Origin of the sequence: Streptomyces sp. NBC_01363, assembly GCF_026340595.1 — a bacterium.
In the GTDB taxonomy this organism is placed as follows: domain Bacteria; phylum Actinomycetota; class Actinomycetes; order Streptomycetales; family Streptomycetaceae; genus Streptomyces.
In genome coordinates this window covers 4410510-4432967 of sequence record NZ_JAPEPF010000001.1, presented here as the reverse complement: position 1 = coordinate 4432967, position 22458 = coordinate 4410510, and the positions used below count along the sequence as shown (strand labels likewise).

General features: G+C 70.7%; 17 protein-coding genes and 1 pseudogene. 10 read left to right on the top strand and 8 right to left on the bottom strand.

The genetic code is table 11. The features are described from left to right. Positions 1–6 precede the first annotated feature (6 nt). The 3 genes from eboE to OG611_RS20405 are packed head-to-tail and all read left to right on the top strand — an operon-like array spanning position 7 to position 4056. Positions 7–1179 (top strand): metabolite traffic protein EboE, encoded by a 1173-nt coding sequence (gene eboE / locus OG611_RS20415; protein WP_266422089.1) that lies wholly within the window; start codon positions 7–9, stop codon positions 1177–1179. Continuing rightward, positions 1176–2570, top strand: a complete 1395-nt coding sequence (locus OG611_RS20410; protein WP_266422086.1) for a nucleotide pyrophosphatase/phosphodiesterase family protein — start codon at positions 1176–1178, stop codon at positions 2568–2570. The genes eboE and OG611_RS20410 overlap by 4 nt, the downstream gene beginning before the upstream one ends. A gap of 58 nt (positions 2571–2628) precedes the next feature. Further along, the gene (locus OG611_RS20405; RefSeq protein ID WP_266422083.1) at positions 2629–4056 is read left to right on the top strand and encodes a PLP-dependent aminotransferase family protein; all 1428 of its coding nucleotides are present in this window, start codon (positions 2629–2631) and stop codon (positions 4054–4056) included. 75 nt (positions 4057–4131) lie between these two features. Here the strand turns inward: OG611_RS20405 and OG611_RS20400 are convergent, their stop codons facing one another. Continuing rightward, the gene (locus OG611_RS20400) at positions 4132–4614 is read right to left on the bottom strand and encodes a phospholipase (protein ID WP_266422081.1); all 483 of its coding nucleotides are present in this window, start codon (positions 4612–4614) and stop codon (positions 4132–4134) included. An 80-nt stretch (positions 4615–4694) separates the two neighbouring features. Beyond that, positions 4695–5333 (bottom strand): recombinase family protein, encoded by a 639-nt coding sequence (locus OG611_RS20395; protein WP_266422078.1) that lies wholly within the window; start codon positions 5331–5333, stop codon positions 4695–4697. Positions 5334–5406: 73 nt separating this feature from the next. Between OG611_RS20395 and OG611_RS20390 the strand changes: the two are divergent. Both OG611_RS20390 and OG611_RS20385 read left to right on the top strand, forming a co-directional pair. Further along, positions 5407–6657 (top strand): annotated as a pseudogene (locus tag OG611_RS20390) (uracil-xanthine permease family protein); the annotation flags it as partial. A gap of 155 nt (positions 6658–6812) precedes the next feature. Next, positions 6813–7517, top strand: coding sequence for a DUF5995 family protein (locus tag OG611_RS20385; protein WP_266422075.1), 705 nt, complete (start codon positions 6813–6815; stop codon positions 7515–7517). An 18-nt stretch (positions 7518–7535) separates the two neighbouring features. Here OG611_RS20385 and OG611_RS20380 read toward each other — a convergent pair whose 3' ends face one another. From OG611_RS20380 to OG611_RS20355, 6 genes are all read right to left on the bottom strand, one after another. Continuing rightward, entirely contained in the window at positions 7536–8468 is a 933-nt protein-coding gene (locus tag OG611_RS20380) for a GNAT family N-acetyltransferase (protein ID WP_266422073.1), read from the bottom strand. After that, positions 8465–10624, bottom strand: coding sequence for a peptidase C14 (locus OG611_RS20375; RefSeq protein WP_266422070.1), 2160 nt, complete (start codon positions 10622–10624; stop codon positions 8465–8467). The genes OG611_RS20380 and OG611_RS20375 overlap by 4 nt, the downstream gene beginning before the upstream one ends. 64 nt (positions 10625–10688) lie before the next feature. Beyond that, positions 10689–11528 (bottom strand): SDR family NAD(P)-dependent oxidoreductase, encoded by an 840-nt coding sequence (locus OG611_RS20370; protein ID WP_266422068.1) that lies wholly within the window; start codon positions 11526–11528, stop codon positions 10689–10691. A gap of 204 nt (positions 11529–11732) precedes the next feature. Next, positions 11733–12578: an amidohydrolase family protein gene (locus OG611_RS20365; protein ID WP_266422066.1), complete on the bottom strand. Its 846-nt coding sequence runs from the start codon at positions 12576–12578 to the stop codon at positions 11733–11735. After that, on the bottom strand, positions 12575–13762 hold the full coding sequence (locus OG611_RS20360) for a mandelate racemase/muconate lactonizing enzyme family protein (protein ID WP_266422063.1): 1188 nt from the start codon (positions 13760–13762) through the stop codon (positions 12575–12577). The genes OG611_RS20365 and OG611_RS20360 overlap by 4 nt, the downstream gene beginning before the upstream one ends. Continuing rightward, complete coding sequence (locus OG611_RS20355; protein WP_266422060.1) at positions 13762–15132, bottom strand: aspartate aminotransferase family protein; 1371 nt, start codon at positions 15130–15132, stop codon at positions 13762–13764. The genes OG611_RS20360 and OG611_RS20355 overlap by 1 nt, the downstream gene beginning before the upstream one ends. A 302-nt stretch (positions 15133–15434) precedes the next feature. Between OG611_RS20355 and OG611_RS20350 the strand changes: the two genes are divergently transcribed. From OG611_RS20350 to OG611_RS20330, 5 genes are all read left to right on the top strand, one after another. Then, positions 15435–16292: an IclR family transcriptional regulator gene (locus OG611_RS20350; RefSeq protein WP_266422057.1), complete on the top strand. Its 858-nt coding sequence runs from the start codon at positions 15435–15437 to the stop codon at positions 16290–16292. A gap of 208 nt (positions 16293–16500) precedes the next feature. Further along, complete coding sequence (locus OG611_RS20345) at positions 16501–18651, top strand: peptidase C14 (RefSeq protein ID WP_266422055.1); 2151 nt, start codon at positions 16501–16503, stop codon at positions 18649–18651. A 112-nt stretch (positions 18652–18763) separates the two neighbouring features. Continuing rightward, a complete protein-coding gene (locus OG611_RS20340; protein WP_266422052.1) occupies positions 18764–20020 on the top strand; it encodes a Gfo/Idh/MocA family protein in 1257 nt (418 codons plus the stop codon). Between the two features lie 122 nt (positions 20021–20142). After that, a complete protein-coding gene (locus OG611_RS20335) occupies positions 20143–21360 on the top strand; it encodes an ABC transporter substrate-binding protein (RefSeq protein WP_266422049.1) in 1218 nt (405 codons plus the stop codon). A 191-nt stretch (positions 21361–21551) separates the two neighbouring features. Continuing rightward, the gene (locus OG611_RS20330; RefSeq protein WP_266422046.1) at positions 21552–22457 is read left to right on the top strand and encodes a carbohydrate ABC transporter permease; all 906 of its coding nucleotides are present in this window, start codon (positions 21552–21554) and stop codon (positions 22455–22457) included. Position 22458 lies beyond the last annotated feature (1 nt).

Below are 22458 nucleotides of genomic sequence, written 5' to 3'. Positions count from 1 at the left end.
ACCGGTATGCGCTTCTCACACGCCGACGGCAGCACCGTTCACCTGTCGTACTGCACCAATGTGCACCCCGCCGAGTCGCTCGACGGGATCGTGGCGCAGCTGGACCGATGGGCGGTGCCGGTCCGGGAACGGCTGTCGGCGGACCGGCTCGGGGTGGGGCTGTGGCTCCCCCGGCGGGCGGCCTCCGAGCTGTCGGCCGATCCGGCCGCCACCGGCCGGCTTCGCCGCGCACTCGCCACGCGCGGCCTGGAGGCGGTCTCGCTCAACGCCTTCCCCTACGAGGCCTTCCACGCGCCCCGGGTCAAGCGGGACGTCTACCGGCCCGACTGGGCCGACCCCGAGCGGCTTCGCTACACCCTCGACCTGGCACGGATCCTCGCCCGGCTGCTGCCGGACGACGCCGCCCGGGGCAGCATCTCCACGCTGCCCCTGGGCTGGCGCCCCTGGTGGTCCTCGCGGAAACAGTCCGCCGCCGACGCCGCCCTCGACCGGCTGGCCGAGGGGCTGGAGGCGGTGGCGGCCGAGGAGGGCCGACCGGTGCGGGTCGGCTTCGAGCCCGAGCCGGGCTGTATCGTCGAGCGCACGGAGCACGCCGTTGAACTGCTGGCCGGCCGCTCCCCCGGTCTGCTGGGCGTGTGTCTGGACACCTGTCATCTCGCCGTGGCCTTCGAGGATCCGGCCGCCGCGCTGAAGGCGCTGGCCGCGGCCGGTGTGCCCGTCGTGAAGCTCCAGGCCTCCTGCGCCCTGCACGTGCCGTCGCCCCGGGCTCCCGGCACGGCGGCCGCGCTCGCGGATTTCGACGAGCCCCGGTTCCTGCACCAGACCCGGGAAGCGGCGACCGGTCTGCCGCTGTCCCGGGACGATCTCGACGAGGCGCTCGGGCCGGACGGGCTGCCGGGCGACGCTCCCTGGCGCGTGCACTTCCACATTCCGCTGCACGCCACTCCCCCGCCGCCCATCGGCTCCACCCGTCAGGTCCTGCGGGACACGCTGGCCGGACTGTTCGGCGCAGCGGCCGCCGGCACGGACCACGTCGAGGTCGAGACGTACACCTGGAACGTGCTGCCGCCCGGGCGGCGCCCCTCGGGTCCGTCCCCGCTGGCGGCCGGGATCGCCGCCGAACTCGACTGGATGAGCGGGGAGTTCCTCGACCTCGGACTGAAGGAGGCACGTCGATGAGCACCCGCGGATCCGTGGTCGTGCTGTGCACCGTAGGGGTCACCCCCCGATTGCTCCCCCACATGCCCCATCTGAGGGCGATCGGCGAGGAGGGCTTCAGCGCCCCGCTGACGACGGTCTTCCCCGCGGTGACCTCCACCGTGCAGGCCAGCATCATCACCGGGCTGACGCCCCGGGACCACGGCGCCGTCGCCAACGGCTGGTACGCGCGCGACCGCGGGGAGGTGCAGTTCTGGGGGCAGCACAACGGGCTGGTGACGGGCGAGAAGGTGTGGCAGGCCGCACGCAACCTCGACCCCACCCACCGCAGCGCCTATCTGTGCTGGTGGTACGCCATGGGGGCCGACGTCGACACGGTGCTGACCCCGCGCCCGGTCTACCGCTACGACGGCCGCAAGGAACCGGACTGCTACACCCGTCCCGCAGGGCTGCGGGACGCGCTCACCGACGCGCTCGGTCCCTTCCCGCTGTTCCGGTACTGGGGTCCGGCGGCGGGCATCTCCGGCACCGAGTGGATCCTGGACGCCGCGCGGATGGTGGTCCGCACCGTCGCGCCAGACCTCTCGTTCGTCTACGTCCCGCACCTCGACTACGACCTGCAGCGATACGGGCCCGACGGGCCCGAGGCGATCCGTGCGGCCCGCATGGCGGACGCCGCGCTCGCCCCGCTGCTGCGCGAGCTGCGGGAGCGGGGCACGACCGTCCTCGCGCTGAGCGAGTACGGGATCACGGCCGCCCGCCGTCCGGTCGACATCAACCGGGCCCTGCGGCGTGCGGGCCTGCTCTCGGTGTACGCGCAGCGCGGGATGGAGTACCTGGACCCGCACACCTCCCGTGCGTTCGCCGTGTCCGACCACCAGGTGGCACAGGTGTACGTCGCCGATCCGGCGGACCTGCCCGGGGTGCGCGCCGTGCTGAGCGAACTGCCGGGCGTGGCGGAGGTGCTGGACCGCCGCGGACAGCTGGCACTCGGCGCCGGTCACGAACGGTCGGGGGAACTCGTCGCGGTCGCGGAGCCGGACGCCTGGTTCACGTACTACTACTGGCTCGACGACGCGCGGGCGCCCGACTTCGCGCGGGGCGTGGAGATCCACCGCAAGCCGGGCTACGACCCGGCGGAGCTCTTCTTCGATCCGCACGACCGCTGGGGCAGGGGACGGGCCGCTTTCGCCCTGCTGCGCAAGCGGGCCGGGATGCGGGCCCCGATGACGGTGGTGCCGCTGGACGCCTCGGTGGTCCGCGGCACCCACGGCCGGCTGCCCGACGATCCGCGCGACGCCCCCGTACTGCTCTGCTCCGACCCCGCCGAGGAGCGGGAGCGGATCCATGTCACGGAGGTGAAGGACCTGATCCTGCGGCTGTCGGGGCTCGCCCGGCCCACGCGCCGCTGAGCCTCCTCCCCCACTGCCCCATCCGCATATCGCCCCCCCCTGGAAAGAGGAGTTGTCGATGGTGTGGCTCGCCTCCATCGAGGTATCGCGGCACTCACCGCAGCCGCTGACCGGCCAGATCCAGGCGGCGGTGAAGCGGGAGATCGCCGAGGGGGTGCTGCGTCCCGGTACCCGGCTCCCCTCCAGCCGGGCACTCGCGGACGATCTGCGCGTCTCCCGGAGCGTGGTGGTGGAGGCGTACGGGCAGTTGATAGCCGAGGGGTATCTGGAGGCGGTGCAGGGGTCGGGCACCCGGGTGGCGGGGCATCTCGCACCCGTCCCGGTCGTGCCGACACTCCTCGACGAGGGGCGGGTGCCCGCGGTGCGCTGGGACCTGCGCACCGGCGGCGCCGTGGCCGCGCACTTCCCGCACCGCGAGTGGTCGGGGGCGTACCAGAAGGCACTGCGGTCCGTGGGCCGCAGCGAGCTCGGCTATCCCCCGCTGTCCGGGGCCAGGGAGCTGCGCGAGGAGCTGACCCGGTATCTGGCCCGGGTGCGCGGCGTGCGTACCGCCCCCGACGAGATCATGGTCGTGCAGGGGTTCGCCCACGGTCTCGCGCTGCTCTGCTCGGCGCTGCCCCGCATCGGCATCGGCACGGTAGCAGTGGAGGATCCGGGGCTGGTGCGCCAGCAGTGGTTCATCGAGGAGGCGGGGCTCTCCCCCGTGCCGGTGCCCGTCGACGCCGAGGGCATCGACGTCCAGGCACTGGCGCGCACGGGAGTGCGCGCGGTCGTGGTGACTCCGTTCCACCAGTTCCCCACGGGTGTGACGCTGTCGGCGCAGCGCCGCGCGATGCTGGTGAACTGGGCGCGGCAGACCCGTGGTTATCTCATCGAGGACGACTACGACGGAGACTTCTGGCTGGAGCGCCGGCCTCCCCCGCTGGCCCTGCAGCGGCTCGCCCCGGACCGGGTCGTCTACGCGGGCACGGCCAGCAAGGCGCTGGCCCCCGCGCTGCGGCTCGGCTGGCTCGCCGCACCGCCCGCCGTGTTCACCGCGCTGGAACAGGTGCGCAGCAAACGCGACCTGGGCTCGGAGAGTCTGAGCCAGCTGGCCTTCGCGGAGCTGCTGCGCGGCGGCGGCCTCGACCGCCATCTGCGCCGGCTCAGGGCGCGTTACCGCGGGCGCCGGGAGGCACTCGGCCAGGCGGTCCAGCGTCATCTGCCGGGCACGGTGGTGCTCGGTTCGTCGGCGGGGCTGCACGCCTGTCTGCGGTTGCCCGCGCACACCGACGAGGCGCTGCTGGTGGCGGGCGCCCTGAACAGCTCCGTACTGGTGCGCGGGGGCGGGGAGTTCACCACGCTGCCGGGGAAACGGCGCGATCCCGCCCTGGTGGTCGGCTATGCCGGGGTACCCACGTCCGCGCTGGTCGACGCGGTGCGCGAAGTGGGCCGGGTCTGGGCGCGGCTCCCCTGCCCGGAGCGGAGCGCGGTGCGTTCCGCCTGAGGTTCCGCGGAGCCCGATGCCCGGGCACGCCCCACGTCGGGGATGCCCGGGCCGGGTACCGGAGACGCGGAAGGGTCAGGCGGTGGCCGAACCGTCCACGGCCTTCGTGTAGCCGAACACGGAGACCGCCTGGTAGTACGTCCAGGCCGTGCCGTCGCAGGCGGTGCCGGACACGCCGGAGTAGCCGTCGCAGACCCGCTTCAGATCCTCGTAGAAGGCGCTGTCGAGGCGGGCCTTGTTGGCGTCGAAGGTGCCGGCCGCCTTGTAGTTGCGGTAGCCGAAGTCGTGGCGCGCACAGGCGTTCTTGAAGGGGAAGCCGAAGGGGTTGTCCGGGGAGGTGGAGCAGTAGTCCGTGGACCAGTCGAAGCCGTACGCACTCCAGTTGGCCTGGTTCGCCCGGGCGGCGTTCCACGCGTTGTAGCTGCTTGCGGACGTCTGCGTCCAGGAGCTCAGCACCTGGCCCTTGTCCGCCGGGGCGGCCGAGGCGTCGGTGGCCGACAGGAACAGAGCGGGCAGGGTGAGGGCGACGGCGGCCAGCGGTGCGGTGAAGCGGCGCATGGATTCCTCCAGGGAAACGGGATGCCGGAACGGCCGGGTTCCCGTTGGGAACCGGACCGCTGGGAGCATCCCAAGCCGCCTTAACCCGCCGTTATGGCGTCGGCACTCTCGTGTGCGCCTGCGAAATCCAATGCTTCGGTACGGGGTGCGAACGACAAGACGATCGCGTGCTCTCCGCGCGCGCCGAAGTGAGCGGAGGTGAGCCGGGGGGCGTTCACGAGCCGTTCAACCTCGTGCCGTGCTCTCGGCGCAAGCGGAGGTGTCGGCGTACTCACGTATGCGCAGAGGTACGGATGAACGTCGCTGAACAGCTCAGCGATGTTGAGCATCTGCCGGATCGCGAAGCGGCCGATGTTCGTCCGCCCATCGAAGTCCTCCTTGACCGCGCGGACTTCGATACCCAGCTCGGTGAGCCGGTCAAGGTTGGTCAGGGAGTCCTTCATGTTCCGGCCGAAGCGCGACCAGACCCACAGGATGAGGACGTCGAATTCCTCTCGCTCAGCCATCCCGATGATCTTGGATATCTGACGTTCGCCGAAGGAGCGCCCTGTCTTGCCCAGGTCCATGATGGGCTTCCCCACCAACTGCATGCCCTCCTTGGCGGCAAGCGTCTCGCCCTGGTACTGCTGCAGCTCCGGGCTGATCATGTCGTCCCTGGCCGTACTGACCCGGATGTAGATCAGCGCTCGTCGCGCACACCCCTTTTCGGTGCCTGCCATCGTCGTTCCCTCCCACGTTCCCGGTCCTGTGACCGCGCCGGCGACGGCATCTCATCATGGAAAGGGCGGCACGACATTCGTCGCTCCGGTGCTGATGGGCCTGGACCCGAACCTGGCGATCATGATGTCGGGTGTCGCGACGGCCATCTTCCTGCTGGCCACGCGCGGCCAGGTACCCAGCTACCTCGGCTGCTCGCTCTCCTTCGTCGGGGTCGCCGCGACGATCCGGGCGAGCGGCGGCAGCAGCGCGGTGGTCACCGGCGCGGTCTTCGTCGTCGGTGTGGCGCTCTTCCTCGCCGGTCTCGCCGTGCAGCGCTTCGGCGCCCGGATCATCCACGCGGCCATGCCGCCGGTCGTCACCGGTGCCGTCGTCATGCTGATCGGTTTCAACCTGGCTCCGGTGACCGCGTCGACGTACTGGCCGCAGGACCAGTGGACGGCGCTGCTGGTGATGCTGTTCACCGGACTGGCCGTAGTGTGCCTGCGCGGTTTCCTCTCGCGCATCGCGATCTTCCTCGGCCTGGTCTTCGGGTACGCGCTCTCCTGGGTCCTCGACCGGATCTTCGGCAAGATCCACTCCCCGGCCGGCGGCGCCGGGGCCGTGGACCACTGGCGACTCGACCTGTCGGGCGTGGCCAAGGCCGACTGGATCGGGCTGCCCTCCTTCCACGCGCCGAGCTTCGAGTGGTCGGCGATCCTGGTCGCGCTGCCGGTGGTCATCGCGCTGATCGCGGAGAACGCCGGGCATGTGAAGGCCGTCGGCGAGATGACCGGCTCCTCGCTGGACGACAAGCTGGGCACCGCGATCGCCGCCGACGGTGCCGCGTCGATGCTGTCGACCGCGGTGGGCGGTCCGCCGAACACCACGTACTCGGAGAACATCGGCGTGATGGCCGCGACCCGGGTCTACTCCACCGCCGCGTACTGGGCCGCCGCCTGCTTCGCCCTGCTCTTCGGCCTCTGCCCCAAGTTCGGCGCGGTCGTCGCCGCCATCCCCGGCGGTGTGCTCGGCGGCATCACCGTCATCCTCTACGGCATGATCGGCCTCCTCGGCGCCCAGATCTGGCTGAATGCCAAGGTCGACCTGCGCAACCCGCTGAACCTGGTGCCGACCGCCGCGGGCATCATCATCGGCGTCGGCGGGGTCAGCCTGAAGATCACCGACAACTTCGAGCTGAGCGGGATCGCGCTGGGCACCATCGTGGTGATCACCGGCTATCACGTGCTGCGCGCCTTCGCCCCGGCACACCTCAAGACCCAGGAGCCCCTGCTGGACTCGGGCACCTCGGCGTACGACGAAGGGCCGTCGAAGGACGAGGCGTAAGGGCTGTTCCGCAGTACCGGAAGGGTGAGCTCGGCCATACCGGAATGGTGGGCTCGGCCGCCGCACAGCCGGCACGTGTCGCGGCTGTTCCCCCGTTCCGATGAACCCTGGGTCCGTCGGCGCCGTCCCGGTCCCGCGGCTGGGACGCTGCCCCCATGGCTCAGTTCGAGCAGTCGCACAGCTCCGTCCCCGACATCGCCTCCGTGATCGAGCGGATGCGCGCGTTCCGTTCCGCCTGGCCGCCGGTGGACGGCGCCGAGGACGGGGTGGAGGTCTTCAACCGCGTCTATCTGACGGTCACCGAGACCGTCCGGCAACAGATCGACGACGGTGCGTTCCCGGACCGGCGGGCCGCCGCCGCGCTGGACGTGCGGTTCGCCGAGCGCTACCTGTCGGCGGTCGACGCTGCGGCGGCGGGGCACCCGCCGCCCGACTGCTGGCGTCCGCTCTTCCAGTACCGGCACCATCCCGGCGTACGGCCGCTGCAGTTCGCGCTGGCCGGCATCAACGCGCACATCGGCCACGATCTGCCGCTCGCCGTCGTGGACGCCTGTCGCACGCTCGGCTGCGCCCCGCCGGCCCTGGAGGACGAGTTCGACCGGGTGGGCGATCTCCTCGTGATGCTGGAGGAGCGGATCCGCGAGGATCTGATGCCGGGCCCCGATCTGCTGGAACTCGCGGACCCGCTCACCCATCTGCTCGGCTCGTGGAGTCTGGAGCGGGCCCGTGAGGCGGCCTGGTCGGCGGCGCTGGTGCTGTGGCGGCTGCGTGATGTGCCGCTGCTGGCCGAGGAGTTCAGAAAGCGGATGGACGCGGGAGCGGGGCTGGTGGGGCGCTGTCTGCTCACTCCGCATCGCTGACGGCGCCCCGCCCGGCCCTCAGAAGCAGTCGCCGTACCAGTGGACGGCACCGGGTGCCGAAACCGTGGCCCGGACGGCGTCCGCGGAGGCGTGCAGCGGGCGTGCCATGCCCACCTGTTCCGCCACCGGCCGGGCGTCCGCCAGCAGGAACGGCAGCGCCGCCCGGACTCCGGGAGCGTCGGGGAGCCGGACCCGGGCCCGGCCCAGGCCCGCCGCCCGGCCCCGCTCGCCGACGGCCGCGAACAGCTCGCCCAGACATTCGGGGGCGCCCGCGAATTCGCGCACCTCCACGCACTCCCCCTCGTACTGGGCCACCATCCAGCCGACGAGCGCTCCCGATCCGGGGTCCTCGGCCACGAGCGACCGTTCGAGCGGGCCGTACCAGGCGGGCACCCGCACCGCCCAGTCCTCCGGCGCCCGCAACGAGCTGAGCGGCCGGTTCGCGTTGTACGCGTGGTGCAGCGCGGCCACCTCGGCGGCGTCCCGCGCGGTGGCCTCGCGGATCCGGTACGTCCCGGCGGCGGGCGAGGGCGCGAGCGCCCCCTCGGTGTACGTGCTCTCGAACTCCTCCCATCCCGAGCCCCGGTAGACGCCGGGAGTCCCGGTGAACAGCAGCGACCAGGCGCACTGTTCGGCCCTCATGGTGTGCTCCGCCGCCACCAGCAGCCGCCGCACCAGCCCCTGTCCCCGCGCCTCGGGACGGGTGGCGACGCTGCCGATGCCGCCGACCCGCCGCGGGGTGCCGTCCGCGTCGCGGATCAGCCTCGGTACGTAGACGACGACCGCGTCGATCCCGTCCCCCGAGGCGTTCTGCGCGACGAAGGTGTGCCGGTGGCGGTCCGGGTCGAGGGCGTGCAGGGCGACGATCTGCGGGGCGTCGAAGCACCGCTGCCACAGGGCGGCCAGGGCCGGGTCGTCGGCCGCCGTCGCGGTCCGGATGACGGCGGTCACAGGGTCAGGTTCCCGTCCGTGCGCACCTTGTCGCTGTTCGCGGGCATCGCGCCGCGCTTCGTCCCGTCCTCCACGCACGAGGTGTGCAGGACCGAGTCCAGCGCACCGGGGGCGAGGTGGAGCGTGCCACCGGTGAAGCGGCTCCCGGTGGCCGCGTAATGGTTGGTGCCGTCATCGATGCGGACATGGGCGGTGTCCGCGTCGGAGGCGGCGCTGCTGAGCGCGCTGATGTCCCAGGTCACCTTCCCCGGTCCGGACGCACGGCCGAGCAGCGCCTTGGCCTTGTTGCTGCCGGTGAGACGGGCGCCGCCGGTGACGGTGATCCGCTGGTCGCGCACGGCGCTGAGTTCGATGCCGGTGTTGTCGTAACTGCCGCCGTCGATCCGCAGATCCGCGGATCCGACCGAGAGCGGGGCCGCGTTCTCGGCGCCGGTGACGGTGCAGTCGGTGAAGTGGACGGGCCCCGCCCCGCGCAGGATCGCGCCGTCGACGCCTTTGAACGTGCAGCGTACGAAGTGCACCGGCGCGGTGACCGGGGTCTGTACGAGGACGGCGCCCGCGGGCGGCTCGAAGGAGCAGTCGCTGATGGTGGTCGGCCGGGTGGAGCGGGCGGAACGCTGGGCGACGGCGAAGGTCTTCGCGGTGCAGCCGCGCACCTGGGCGCCGTCGGCGTTGACGGTGAGGGTGCCGGCCTGGTCGAAGGTGGGGCGTGCGATCACCGTGATGTCCTCGAGGGTCAGATCGGTGATCTTGGTGTTGGCGGTGAACCAGGAGCAGACATGCCTGCGTACGGTGATCCGCTTCGCGGAAATCCCCCACTGTGCACCGGAGTTGGCGATGTCCATCAGTCCGGAGTTGCCGTCGAAGAGCAGATCGTGCTCGTACTGCCCGTGCGTCGTGAAGGGGTTGCCGCCCGCGTCGTCGCCGTCGCCGTGGCAGTTCACGACGGTGCAGTAGGCGGAGGCGGTGAGGTCGTTGAGGTGGCGCACATTGCTGGTGGTGCAGTCCGCGACCCGCCCGTACAGGCAGTAGATCTGCTGGGTGAGATAGCCCGCGCCGCCGTACTCGACGGTGGGCGGGTTCTTCAGCGAGCACTCCTCGGTACGGAAACGGGTGCACCAGCGGCGCATGATGACCGGCCAGAAGGTGCCGGTGGCATGGATCCCGGAGACGTCGCAGCCCACCGCGTACTCGAAGCTGACGGGGTGCGAGCCGGTGTACTCGTCGGGGCCGGCGCCTTCGAAGGCCATGTTGCGGATGTGCGTGTTGCGGACCGGTTCGACGCGGGTCCAGGTGAGGTTGCGGCCCGCGGCGAGTTCCCAGCCGTTGAGGTAGCCGATCCGGATGTGTCCCGCGTCGACGATCTCGGTGATCTCGACCAGCTTCTGCAGTTCGCGCTCGTCACCGCCGCCGCCCGCGACCGGGTCGACCTGCACGGCCCACCACTGACCGACCTCGAACGCCTTGGCGTCGGGGACCGGGAAGGTGTCGGTGAGCTCGATGACCTTGCCGGAGAGCGCGTGCCTGACGGTGGTGTCGGTGACGGTGCCGCGGAAGGAGAGGACGGCGCCGAAGGGGTTGTCGTGGGTGTTCTTCTCGATGCCTTCGGTGCGTATGCGGTGGCCGCCGAAGTCGAGTTCGATGTTGGAGCGGTTGAAGAGGTGGCGTTCGGTGAAGAGGAGGTCGGTGTGGGCTTCGATGCGGTGGACGCTGTTGTCGGCGATCATGGCGTCGAGGGCGGCGTCGGCGGGGGTCTTCGCGTCGAAGTGGCCGAAGGTGCGGAAGTCGAGGGTTCCGGTGTGGAGCTGGTGCCAGCGGCCGGTGCCGTTCCTGGCGGGGGCGATGACGGTGCCGCCGTTGTGCGCGGCGTCGGACTTCCTGTGCCAGCGCACGGCCATGGAGCCGCCGTCGCCGGGGGTGCGGTAGCCGGCGATCAGGACCTGGGTGCCGTCATCGAGCGGCTTGGTGTTCAGGGCGCGCAGTGCGTCGACCGTGTCGACGCGGAGCACGTCGCCGGTGTGCGAGGGTGCGGCCTGCGCGGAACCGGCGGCCACGGCCGAACCGGCCATGACCAGACCGGCCAGACCCGAAGCCCGCAACAGATTCCGGCGGGACGAGGCGGAGGACGGAGCAGGGGACGAAGCATTGACGGACATGACGGAGGCGCTCCTCGCGTTGTCGATGCGTGCTCGGTGAGAACCGACTGCCGGTCGGTCGCGGTCAGATCGTGTTGCGGTACGGCGGCATGAAGCGCATACGCGGCATCTGGTCGGCCAGCACTCCCCCGTCGACGACGATGCGTGCCCCGGTGAGATACGCCCCGGCGTCCGAGGCCAGCAGCAGCAGCGCACCGACGCACTCGTCGGGCTGCGCGTACCTGCCGAGCGGGATGCGCTCGCGGTAGGCGGATTCGAAGGCCTCCCGGTCGAAGGGGAATTCGCCGTCGATGGGTGTCTCGACCATGCCGGGGGCGAGGGTGTTGGCAGTGATGCCGTGCGGGGCGAGTTCGACCGCCAGGGTCTCGGTGAGCAGTTGGGCGGCGGCCTTGGAGGCGTTGTAGTGGGCCAGGCCTGCCTCCGCCACCAGGGCGTTCTTCGACGTGATGGTGATGATGCGGCCCGCGACCGAGTCCGCCGTCATGTGTTCGGCGATGCGCTGGCTGAGGAAGAAGACGGCGTCGACATTGACCCGCATGATGTGCGACCAGCTCGCGGGGGTGATCTCGTTGAAGCGCTCCAGCGCCGCGGTGCCCGCGTTGTTGACCAGGATGTGCAGCGGTCCCGCCTCGGCGCGTACGGCGTCGACGAAGCCGGGCAGCGCGTCGATGTCCGCGAGATCCTGTCCGTACGTCCGGCAGCCGCGGCCGAGTGCCTCGATCGCCGCCGCGGTCTCGGCGACGCCCTCGGCACCGGGCAGGTCGACGAGGACCAGATCGGCGCCCGCCTCCGCGAGGCCCACGGCGAAGGACCGGCCGAGGCCCCGGGCGGCCCCGGTCACGATCGCGGTGCGGCCGGTCAGATCGAAGCGGTCGGTCCCGCGGGGCGGAACGGCTGCGGTCATGGCGGGGGTTCCTCCAGGCGGAGAGGTACGGAGAGGCGGAGAAGTACGGAGGGGGTGGTCGGGTCCGGTCCTGATCGCCGGAAGGTTCCGGGCCGCCGCGCTGGGACACATGGGTGATGGCGCGGCGGCCCGGCTGCCGGTCGGTACCGGGCGACAGGGGGATGACCCCGGCACCGTACCGGCAGGTTCGGGGGAACGGCCGGGTCAGCCGTTCAGGCCCAGCAGGTCCAGCGACGGCCGGTGGATGATCTCCTCCACCGCGTCCGCGTCGAGCGGCGGCAGTCCGGGGATGCCGGGGATCCGGGCGATCTCCCGCAGCCCCTTCACCGAGTCGTCGACCGTCGTGAACGGGTAGTCGCTGCCGAACATCAGCTTGTCGAAGACCCCGTAGTCCTGGACCAGCCGGAGGCTGTGCCAGAGCTGGAAGGGCCGGTAGTGCAGGGCGCTGATGTCCGCGTACACGTGCGGGTGCTTGCGGATGACCGCGATGCACTCGCCCTCGAAGGGGTGGCCGAGGTGGGCGAGGACCATCCGCAGTTCCGGGTGGCGGATGGCGACCGCGTCCAGGTGGCGGGGCATCGCCCACTCCAGCGGCGCGCTCGACACGAAGGTGGTGCCGGTGTGCACGAGCAGCGGGAGTCCGTGCCGTTCGGCGTACGCGTACAGCTCGTCGTACTCCTCGGCGGCCGGGTCGAAGCCCGCGTACATCGGCATCAGTTTGATGCCGCGCAGACCCAGTTCCTGGTGGCCGTACCTGAGTTCGTCCTGCCAGCCGGGCTGGGTGGGGTCGAGGGACAGGTAGCCGATGAGCCGGTCGGGGTGCTGTGCGGTGTACGAGGCGACGGCGGCGTCGTCGACCCAGAGGCCGCTGCGCCGGGCCTTGCCGCCGACGACGATCGTGCGGGTGCCCTCGGGGGCGGTGGCGGCGTACTCCTCCCACTTCACCGTGAGGTCGACCTCGCCCGCGTGGGCGCGGGCGGAGTCGGACTTGAACGGGTCGGTGAAGTCGTGGCTGTGCCGGAAGAGATGCGAGTGGACGTCGACGATCATGTCCGATTCCGCTTCTCCCAGCCGTCCGCGAACATGTTCCAGAAGCGGTGGCTGGGCGGGTGCTCCTCGAAGACCTCGTCGACGAGCTCGACACCGAGGCCCGGTGCGGTCGGCAGGCCGATGCGGCCGTCGACGATCGGGAGGGTGCCCTTGAGCGCGTCGAAGACGTAGTCCTCAAGGAGTCCGTCGAAGGTTTCGAGGATCTTGAAGTTGGGGATTCCGAGCGTCGCGTGCACCGAGACGGTGGTGCAGAGCGGCGAGTTGGAGTTGTGCGGGGCCACGAGCATGCCGTGGGTATCGGCGGTCGCGGCGAGCTTCCTGACCTCGGTGAAGCCGCCGGCCATGGAGAGGTCGGGCTGGATGATGTCGACCGCGTTGGTGGCGAAGAGCTGCTTGTACTCGTAGCGGTTGTGGAAGTGCTCGCCGCCGGAGATCGGGAACGCGGCGCGCTGCCGGAGTTCCGCGTAGCGCTCGATGTGGGTCCACGGCATCGGCTCCTCGAACCAGCCGATGTCGAAGGGTTCCAGCTCCCGCACCAGTCGGGCGGCGGTCGGCATGGCGAACCGGGCGTGGCCCTCGATGAAGAGGTCGACGTCCGGTCCGATGGCCTCGCGTACGGCGGCCACGAGGTCGACGGAGCGGCGCAGCTCGGCGCGCTCCAGTTCGTGCAGTCCGGGGCCGAAGGGGTCGAACTTGAGGGCGGTGAAGCCCTTCGCCACGGTCTCCTTCGCCTTGGCCGCGAAGGTCTCGGGCTCGCGTTCGCCGGTGTACCAGCCGTTGGCGTACACCCGTACGTCGTCCCGGCAGGCGCCGCCGGTCAGCCGGTACGCGGGGACGCCGAGCGCCTTGCCCATCAGGTCGTACATCGCCTGGTCGAGGCCGGACAGGGCGACGCCGCCCATGTCGCCGCCGCGCAGGAAGTCGCCCTGGTAGACGCGGAGCCAGAGCTCCTCGATGTCGAAGGGGTCGGCGCCGATGAGATGGCGCCGGGCCAGCGCCTCGGTCAGCGCGCAGACCTCGCGGACGCGGTAGGGGTGGGTGATCTCGCCGATGCCGGACAGGCCCTCGTCGGTGTGGACCCGGACGTAGCCGAAGTCGCGCCAGGAGGTGCCGAGCATCAGGGTCTCGACGCGGGTGATCCGTCCGGCGGGGCCGGCCGGGCGGGTGCGGTTGACAGTCAGCATCAGCGGGTCGCCCCGCCCATGGTGGAGGTGTTCTCCAGGTCGCGGGCGCCGCCGTCGGCGAGCACGGCCTTGACGGCGGCCTCGGTGCCCTCGACGAGACGGTCCACGTCCGCGTCGGTGTGCGCGTAGCTGATGTGGCTGCGCTTGAGGTTGAGCGGCAGCTCGAACAGGCCGTGGTCGAGGAGCTTGCGGCGGTAGCCGACGAACAGCGAGGCGTCGTTGTTCAGCAGGTCCGCGTAGGTGCGGGGGGCCTCGCCGGGCATGAAGTAGCTGACGAAGACGGAGCCGTAGCCGGTGACGACCGCGGGGACGCCGAGGCGCTCGTACAGTCCGGTCAGTTCGGTGCGGACACGCTCGCCGAGCCGGAAGACGTGCTCGTGGACCGGCTCCTCGCGGAGCTTGCGCAGGGTGGCGAGGGCGGCGGCGACGACGGACGGGTGGCCGTTGTACGTGCCGGCGAAGAAGGCGGGGGCGCCGGGGCGGGTGGAGAAGAGGTCCATCAGGTCGGCGCGGCCGCCGATCGCGCCGACGGGGGCGCCGTTGGCGATGGCCTTGCCGAGGGTGGTGAGGTCGGGGGTGACGCCGGAGATCTTCTGCCAGCCGCCGATGTCGTGGCGGAAGCCGGTGATGACCTCGTCGAAGATCAGGACGCTGCCCGCCTTCGTGGTCTCCTCGCGCAGCGTGGTGAGGAACTCCTGGTACGGCAGGAGCGCCCCGACGTTGTGCGGGACGGGCTCGACGATCACGGCGGCGATGTCGGAGCCGTGCTCGGCGAAGGCGCGGCGCACGGCCTCGCTGTCGTTGAACGGCAGGACGAGGGTGGCTTCGAGGACCTCGGGCAGGATGCCGGTCGAGATCGGGTCGTGGCCGCCGACCTTCTCGGGTGCGGAGATGACGTTGAGGCTGACGGCGTCGTGCCAGCCGTGGTAGCAGCCCTGGAACTTGACGACCAGGCGACGGCCGGTGGCGGCGCGGGAGACGCGCAGCGCGTGGAACGTGGCCTCGCTGCCGGTGCTGGTGAGCAGCACCTTCTCGATCGAGGGGATCAGCTCGGCGAGCTGTTCGGCGAGGAGGACCTCGCCCTCGGTGACGCCGACGCCCATGTGGCCGAGGGTGGCACCGGCCTCCGCGGTGGCGCGGGCCACGTCGGGGTCGTTGTGACCGAGCAGGGGCGGGCCGAACGCCGAGTGGAAGTCGGTGTACTCGCGTCCGTCGGCGGTACGGAACCGTGCGCCGTCCGTCCCCGTGACGACCAGGTCGGTCAGTCCGGGAACACTGCGCTGACCGCTGTTCACGCCGCCGGGTACGACCTGGCGGGCGCGCTCGGCGAGTCGGGCTCCGGATTCGTTGCCTACCGGGCCTGAACTCATATCGCTTGCTCCTTGCGTCGAGAGTCGTCGGTCTTCGCAGGCCCTGCCCGGCCCGTGAGTCCCTGGCGCCATCCGCCCGGCAGTCGCCGCAGGAAGAGGATGATCCGTGGTGCTTGAGGTGGTGCTTCAGGTGGTGCGTTCACTTTTTCTGAACACTGTTCTGTAGAGCAGAACAGTGCCTGGATATTACGTGCGGCTCCGGGGCCGGTCAAGACCCTTTCGGACCCCGGAAGGGTCGTTTCCGCGCTTTCTTTACAGAGAAAGCGCGTTCGAGCCTCCCCGAGGCACTACGCTGTTCTGCTATGACGAACAGTGCTGCCCCAGAAGAACCGAAGTACTGGGTCAAGAGCGTGGCCAGGGCAGCGGACATCCTCGAGGCGCTCGCCGCCCCCGCACAGGGGAACGGCCTGAGCGTCACGGAGGTCGGCCAGGCCTGCTCCATCTCCAAGAGCGCCGCCTTCGGCATGCTCCAGACCCTGCGCGCCTACGGCCTCGTCTCGGACGACGGCGAGGGCATGAACCGCCGCTACCGGCTCGGCATGAGCCTGGCCAGACTCGGTGACCGGGCCCGCTCCCAGGTATCCCTGCGCGGGGTCGCCCACCCGGTCCTGCGCGAGCTGACCCGGGCCACCGGAATGGCGTCCAGGCTCGCCGTGCCCGAGGACGGCCACGCGGTCGTCGTGGACCAGGTCGAGCTCGACCAGCGCGTCCGGCTCGATCTGCGGATGGGGCAGCGCGAGCTGCCGCACTGCACGGGCCTGGGCAAGGCGCTGCTCTCCGCCGTGCCGCCGGACGAGGCGGCCGCGGTCGTCGAGCGGTTCGGGCTGCCCCGGCGCACCTCCCGCACGATCACCGACCCGGCGACCTTCCTGTCGCATCTGCGCGACATCGCCCGGGTCGGCTACGCCCTGGACGACGAGGAGGACGCCGAGGGCATCATCTGCATCGGCGCGCCGGTCTTCGACGACCGTTCGGTGTGTGCCGGGGCGGTCTCCATCACCGGCCTCAAACTCGGCCTGCCGGCCTGGCGCTACCAGGAACTGGGCGGCCAGGTGCGGGACGCGGCCCGCCGGATCAGCCTCTCGCTCGGCTGGGTCGAGGACTCGGACGGCGCTTCGTCCGACACCGACACATCGCATTCCGACGGAATCGGGTCTTGACCAAACGGTGTAACCCGCCGTAGGTTCCCTGCCAACCGCGGTGACATTCCATGGTCACCGGCGATTTACCCCTTCCGGCCTGGTTCCGGCGCCTGCCCATCGCGCCGTGGACATCCGACGACCGGACCCTTTTCAGCCATCCGCCTCATGGCAGTCCCCCGCAGGAACGCTCCCTCACTTATCGCACTTCTCGGAAGGCGAAGTCCGCATGAGCGTTCCGCACCACCCCACCCCCGCCTCGTCCCGCCGGAATCTGTTGCGGGCTTCGGGTCTGGCCGGTCTGGTCATGGCCGGTTCGGCCGTGGCCGCCGGTTCCGCGCAGGCCGCACCCTCGCACACCGGCGACGTGCTCCGCGTCGACACGGTCGACGCACTGCGCGCCCTGAACACCAAGCCGCTCGATGACGGCACCCAGGTCCTGATCGCCGGCTACCGCACCCCCGGCGACGGCGGCTCCATGGCCGTGCGCTGGCACAGGAAGTCCGACGCCGCGCACAACGGCGGCACCGTCATCGCCCCCGCCAGGAACGGCACCGGCCGCTGGCACCAGCTCCACACCGGAACCCTCGACTTCCGCACCTTCGGCCACTTCGACGCGAAGACCCCCGCCGACGCCGCCCTCGACGCCATGATCGCCGACAACAGCGTCCACCGCATCGAAGCCCACACCGACCTCCTCTTCACCGAACGCCACCTCTTCAACCGCTCCAACATCGAACTCGACTTCGGCGGCCACCGCATACGCACCGAAGGCATCGAGAAGAACACCCACGACAACCCCTTCGGCGCCGTCCTCTCCTTCCGCGGCACCGTCACCGACACCACCGTCAAGCACACCCTGGGCGCGGCGATGCCGGACCTCTCGGACCTCTTCGAGGTCGGCGACTCGTCGAAGTTCGCCGTCGGCCAGTGGTGGGCCGTGGAGATCGACGCCCTGGCGGGGAAGTACGAGAAGGAGATCCAGCGTCTCGTCCAGGTCACCGATGTCGTCGACCCGACGCACATCCGGGTCAACTACCAGATCGGCTGGGACCTGGCGGCGGGCCGCACGCTGACCTGGACCCGGGTCGAGCCCGTCGACCGCGCCCACGTCCGCAACATGGTCTTCGAGGGCTGGGGCGAGGACGAGATGACCGGCTCGCACCCGGTCGCCTACGAGTACGCGGTGCGCTGCGACGTCTCCGGGATCGAGGCCATCGGCACCTTCTGGCCGGTGGTGATGCGCCGCTGGTGCACGTACTACCGCACCGAGCAGTGCTCGCTGACCAACCCCAAGTCCGTCACCTACGGCGGCGCGGGCTACCTCACCCAGCAGATCTACTGCCTGTACGGGCACGTGGAGGACTGTCACACCTCCAACGCCCGTCACCTCAACGACTTCACGGCCTCCGCCTACTGCTACGTCACCAACTGCCACGGCGACGGTGACGACGAGGGCCCGTTCGTGACCCACGGTCAGTTCGAGCACGACCTCGTCTACACCGGCAACTCCGGGCTGATGACCTTCGCCAACTCCGGTGCCGCCTGGGGCGGCAGGGCCAAGCGGATCACCGTACGCCGGCACGCCTGCTCCTGGTTCGTGGCCCGGGTCAAGATCACCGATCTGACCCTGGAGGACGTGCTGGTCATCGGCAAGAAGTCCCTGGCCGGCTCCGGAATGCTCTGGGTCAACGCCGACGGTGTGCAGATGCGCGGCTGTACGGCCACGGGTCCGCTGATCGTCTCCCGGGCCTCGGACCTCTCCGCCCGCCCCAATGTGATCGCCGACTCCTCGTTCGCGTTCGCGGCGGGCGCGGAGATCACCCAGGCCAACGTCACCGCGCCGCTCACCATCCAGCGCAGCACCCTCAAGGGCGTCGACGGCGCGGTCCTCAACGGCACCGGCCCACTCACCCTGGACCAGTGCACGCTGACCGGTTCCAAGGACACCGCCCCGGTCTCGCTCGCGCACGCCGACATCACCGTGCTCGGTGGCGAACTCCGCGACACCGGGCTGAAGCTGACCTCGGCGAAGGACCAGCGGCTGCGCGTCGACGGAACCCGGCTGAGCGGCACCAACAAGGACGCCGCCCTGCTCGCCCGTACCGGCTCCGGACGGACCGTCGACTGGCAGCTCACCGGCCTCGACTCGACCGCGCCCAAGGGCACCGCCCATGTGCTGGTCACCGAGGGCCCCAACCGCTACCGGGCCACCGGCTCCACCTTCACCGGCGGCCGGCTCGAACTGCGGCCCGCGGCGTTCGGCGGCACCTCCAGCCATCTGCTGCACACCGGCTGCGTCGAGGACGGCACCGAGCGCACCGCGCTGCCGGACGAGGGCGACCGCGTCGCCCACACCGCGGCCACGCTGCGGTTCTGACCACCTCGGAGCCTCTCGTCCGGATCAGGCCGGGCTCGCGGGGTCTGGCACGCACGCTGATCCGGCCTGATCCGAACGAAAGACCCCAACCCATCGAGCACCAGGGATTCCCGTGTCCACGCATACCCCGATCACCGGCCGGCCCGTACGGGTCGCGCTCGTCGGCGCCGGCAACCGCGGTCTGACGTACGCCGAGTGGATCAAGGCGCACCCCGAGCGCGCCGAGCTCGTCGCCGTCGCCGATCCGCGCCCCGCGGCGCGGGCCGCCGCCGGCGCACCCGTCGAGTTCGACGACTGGCGGCCGCTGGTCGAGAACCGCATCGCCGACGCCGTCGTCGTCGCCACCCAGGACCGCTTCCATGTGGAGCCGGTGCTGGCGCTGGCCGAGGCCGGTTACGCGATCCTCGCCGAGAAGCCCCTCGCCCCGACCGAGGAGGAGACCCGGCGGATCGTCGAGGGCGTGGAGCGGTCCGGGGTCCTGTTCGCGGTGTGCCACGTCATGCGGTACACCCCGTACACCGACCTGGTGAAGGAGGTCGTGGACTCCGGCGTGCTCGGTCAGCTGGTCTCCCTCGACCATCTGGAGCCGGTCGGCTGGTGGCACTACGCCCACAGCTATGTGCGCGGGCCGTGGCGCAGCGAGAAGGACTCCTCCCCGATGCTGCTCGCCAAGTCCTGCCACGACCTGGACTGGATCACCTACGTGATGGGCGGCCGGATCGAGCAGGTGTCGAGCTTCGGCGGACTGAAGCACTTCCGGCCGGAGAACGCTCCGGCCGGGTCCGCCGGGCGCTGTCTCGACTGTGCGGTCGAGGCCGACTGCCCGTACAGCGCGCTGAAGCTGTACATGCCGACGCTGCGCGAGAAGGGCGCGGTCTGGCCGGTCACCCATGTCACCGAGGCGACCGACGAGGCCGGTCTCGTCCAGGCGCTGCGCGAGGGCCCGTACGGCGTCTGCGCGTACCGCGGTGACAACGACGTGGTCGACCACCAGGTCCTCGCCATGCAGCTGACGGACGGGGTGACCGCGACCTTCCAGATGGTGGCGTTCACCGAGCAGACGCACCGCCAGACCCGGATCTTCGGCTCGCACGGCTGGCTGATCGGCGACGGCGAGCGGGTCACGGTGCAGGACTTCCGGACCGGCGAGTCCACCGTCCATGAACTCGGCACGTCCGGTTCGAACGCGGCCGACGGGCACGGTGGCGGGGACGCCGCGCTCGTCGAGGCGTTCGTCACCGCCGTCGCCACGGGTGATGCCGGGGCGGTCCGCTCCGGTCCCGCCACCTCGCTCGGCAGTCATCTCGCGGCGTTCGCCGCCGAACGTGCCCGGCACACCGGCACCGTCCAGACGGTCCCGGCGCAGTGACTTCCCCTGAAGGGCCTGTCGTTCGGACCGGACCGGGCTCCCCCTCTTCCCGCCCCACCCTCACGTCCTCGGAGGACCACCTCATGTCCCGTCTTCTCACCCGCCGTTCCAGAGTCCGCGCCGTGGCAGCCCCCGTGCTGGCCACCGCGCTCGCCGCCGGTGTGCTGGCCGGCTGTTCCGGCAGCGGCAGCGACGGCAACACCGTCACCATGTGGACCTACCCGGTCATCTTCGACGAGGCCAAGAACAAGGCGTACTGGGACGGCCTGATCAAGGCGTTCGAGAAGGAGCACTCGGGCGTCACGGTGAAGGTGGAGACCTTCCCGTGGGCCAACCGCGACACCGCGCTGGCCACCGCGATCGCCTCCGGCAAGGGCCCGGACGCGGTCTACCTGATCCCCGACCAGCTGCCGAAATACGCCAAGAGCATCGTCCCGGCCGACGACTACATGCCGGCCGACGCCAAGTCGGACTACACGGACTTCGCCCTGAAGTCCGTCACGCTCGACGGCAAGGCCCTCGCCACCCCGATCCTGACCAGCGCCAACCCGCTGATCTGCGACAAGCGGGTGTTCGCCGCGATCGGCGAGAAGACCTACCCGACGAGCTGGGCGGAGCTGGAGGCGCTGGCCCCGAAGCTGAAGGAGAAGGGCTACTACGCCACCACCTACTACGGCGACACCCAGCAGACACTCAACATGACCTTCTACCCGCTGCTGTGGCAGGCCGGCGGCGACGTCTTCTCCGAGGACGGCAAGAACGTCACCTTCAACGACGCGGCCGGTGTCAAGGCCCTGACGTACCTGAAGAAGCTCGTCGCCGGCGGGTACACCGACAAGGACCTGGTCACGACCACGCCCAAGCTGGAGCAGACCCCGACCGCCAAGGGCAAGGTCGCCTGCACCTGGCAGAACACCCCGGCGGACGTCGAGCCCTTCTGGGGCAAGGAGAACATCGTCGTCCAGCCGCCGCTGAAGGACGCGAAGTCGGTCGGCTACGGCACGGTCGGCGCGCTGTCGATGCTGAAGGGCGCCGACAAGAAGAACACCGGTGACTGGCTGAACTTCGTCGCCGAGTCGAAGAACGCGGCCGGCCTGCAGAAGGCCGCGGGCTACTTCCCGGCCCGCAAGTCCGGCGGCGACCTGTACCCGGGCGATGCCCTTCAGACGGCGGTCGGCGCCACGCTGCCGAGCATGACCGTGGGCCCGCTCCAGGACAAGGCCCGTGAGGTCCAGGGCGTGCTCGCGCCGGAGATCCAGGCGGCGCTGCTGGGCAAGAAGAGCCCGCAGGAGGCGCTGAACGCCGCGCAGAAGGCCGCTCAGGCGATGCTCGGCCGCTGATCGGGCGCGGTTCCGGGATCCGGCCGCACCCGGATCCCGGAACCGCCCTCCCCGGGGGTCCAGGGCCTCTCGTTTGGATCAGGCCGGGCTCGCGGGGTCCGGTACGCACGCTCCCTGAGCCAGCCTGATCCAAACGAAAGACCCTGGCCCCCGACCCCCCTCAATCCCCCCCGTACCGCAAGGAGATCCCCGTGGCAGTCGTCGCGGAACCAACCCGCCGGGGCCGTCGCAGCGGGCCGCAGGCGCGCCGCGAGGCCCGGATCGGCCTGCTCTTCGTCCTTCCGTGCTTCCTGCTCTTCCTGGCGTTCCGGTTCGGTCCGGGCATCGCCGGGGTGCTGATGAGCTTCACCGACTACACCCTCACGGGCGGCGGCAGCTTCGTCGGGCTGGACAACTTCACCCGCCTCTGGGACGACCCGCTGTTCTGGCAGGCGCTGAAGGTCACGGTCCTCTACACCGTGCTCGCGGTGCCGGGCACGCTCATCGCCTCGGTGTCCCTGGCGCTGATCACCCGCCGCGCGTTCCGCGGCGCCAAGTTCTTCCGGTCGGTGTTCTTCCTGCCGGTCGTCACCTCGCTGGTGCTGGCCGCCACCGTCTTCGTCTGGATCTTCTCGACCGGTGGGCCGTGGTCCACCCTGATGAGCTGGTTCGGGATGTCCGAGGGCTCCTGGCTCTCCGACGACGTGCTGGTGCTGCCCGCGCTCGCGATCGTCGGTGTCTGGTCCCGCTTCGGGTACGGGATGCTCATCCTGCTGGCCCGGATGCAGGACATTCCGCGTGAGCTGGAGGAGGCGGCCCTCACCGACGGCGCGGGCCCCTGGCAGCGGTTCCGGTACATCGTGCTGCCGCAGCTCAAGCCCGCCCTGTTCTTCCTCGCCGTGATCGAGACGACGGCGTCGTTCCAGGTCTTCGACGCGGTCTACACGATGACCGGCGGCGGCCCCGCCAACGCCAGCTACACGCTCGTCTTCCAGCTCTACGACGCGGGCTTCAAGTACTTCGACCTGGGTTACGCCTCCGCCATCGGCGTCGCGCTCTTCGCGCTGACCGTGGTGGTCGCGGTGATCCAGCGGCTCGTGATCGGGAAGGACCAGTGAC

What these genes read in the sequence shown, in the direction of transcription:
- eboE (WP_266422089.1), top strand. Translation starts at nt 7, where the DNA reads ATGCGCTTCTCACACGCCGACGGCAGCACCGTTCACCTGTCGTACTGC.
- OG611_RS20410 (WP_266422086.1), top strand. Translation starts at nt 1,176, where the DNA reads ATGAGCACCCGCGGATCCGTGGTCGTGCTGTGCACCGTAGGGGTCACC.
- OG611_RS20405 (WP_266422083.1), top strand. Translation starts at nt 2,629, where the DNA reads ATGGTGTGGCTCGCCTCCATCGAGGTATCGCGGCACTCACCGCAGCCG.
- OG611_RS20400 (WP_266422081.1), bottom strand. Translation starts at nt 4,614, where the DNA reads ATGCGCCGCTTCACCGCACCGCTGGCCGCCGTCGCCCTCACCCTGCCC.
- OG611_RS20395 (WP_266422078.1), bottom strand. Translation starts at nt 5,333, where the DNA reads ATGGCAGGCACCGAAAAGGGGTGTGCGCGACGAGCGCTGATCTACATC.
- OG611_RS20385 (WP_266422075.1), top strand. Translation starts at nt 6,813, where the DNA reads ATGGCTCAGTTCGAGCAGTCGCACAGCTCCGTCCCCGACATCGCCTCC.
- OG611_RS20375 (WP_266422070.1), bottom strand. Translation starts at nt 10,624, where the DNA reads ATGTCCGTCAATGCTTCGTCCCCTGCTCCGTCCTCCGCCTCGTCCCGC.
- OG611_RS20370 (WP_266422068.1), bottom strand. Translation starts at nt 11,528, where the DNA reads ATGACCGCAGCCGTTCCGCCCCGCGGGACCGACCGCTTCGATCTGACC.
- OG611_RS20365 (WP_266422066.1), bottom strand. Translation starts at nt 12,578, where the DNA reads ATGATCGTCGACGTCCACTCGCATCTCTTCCGGCACAGCCACGACTTC.
- OG611_RS20360 (WP_266422063.1), bottom strand. Translation starts at nt 13,762, where the DNA reads ATGCTGACTGTCAACCGCACCCGCCCGGCCGGCCCCGCCGGACGGATC.
- OG611_RS20355 (WP_266422060.1), bottom strand. Translation starts at nt 15,132, where the DNA reads ATGAGTTCAGGCCCGGTAGGCAACGAATCCGGAGCCCGACTCGCCGAG.
- OG611_RS20350 (WP_266422057.1), top strand. Translation starts at nt 15,435, where the DNA reads ATGACGAACAGTGCTGCCCCAGAAGAACCGAAGTACTGGGTCAAGAGC.
- OG611_RS20345 (WP_266422055.1), top strand. Translation starts at nt 16,501, where the DNA reads ATGAGCGTTCCGCACCACCCCACCCCCGCCTCGTCCCGCCGGAATCTG.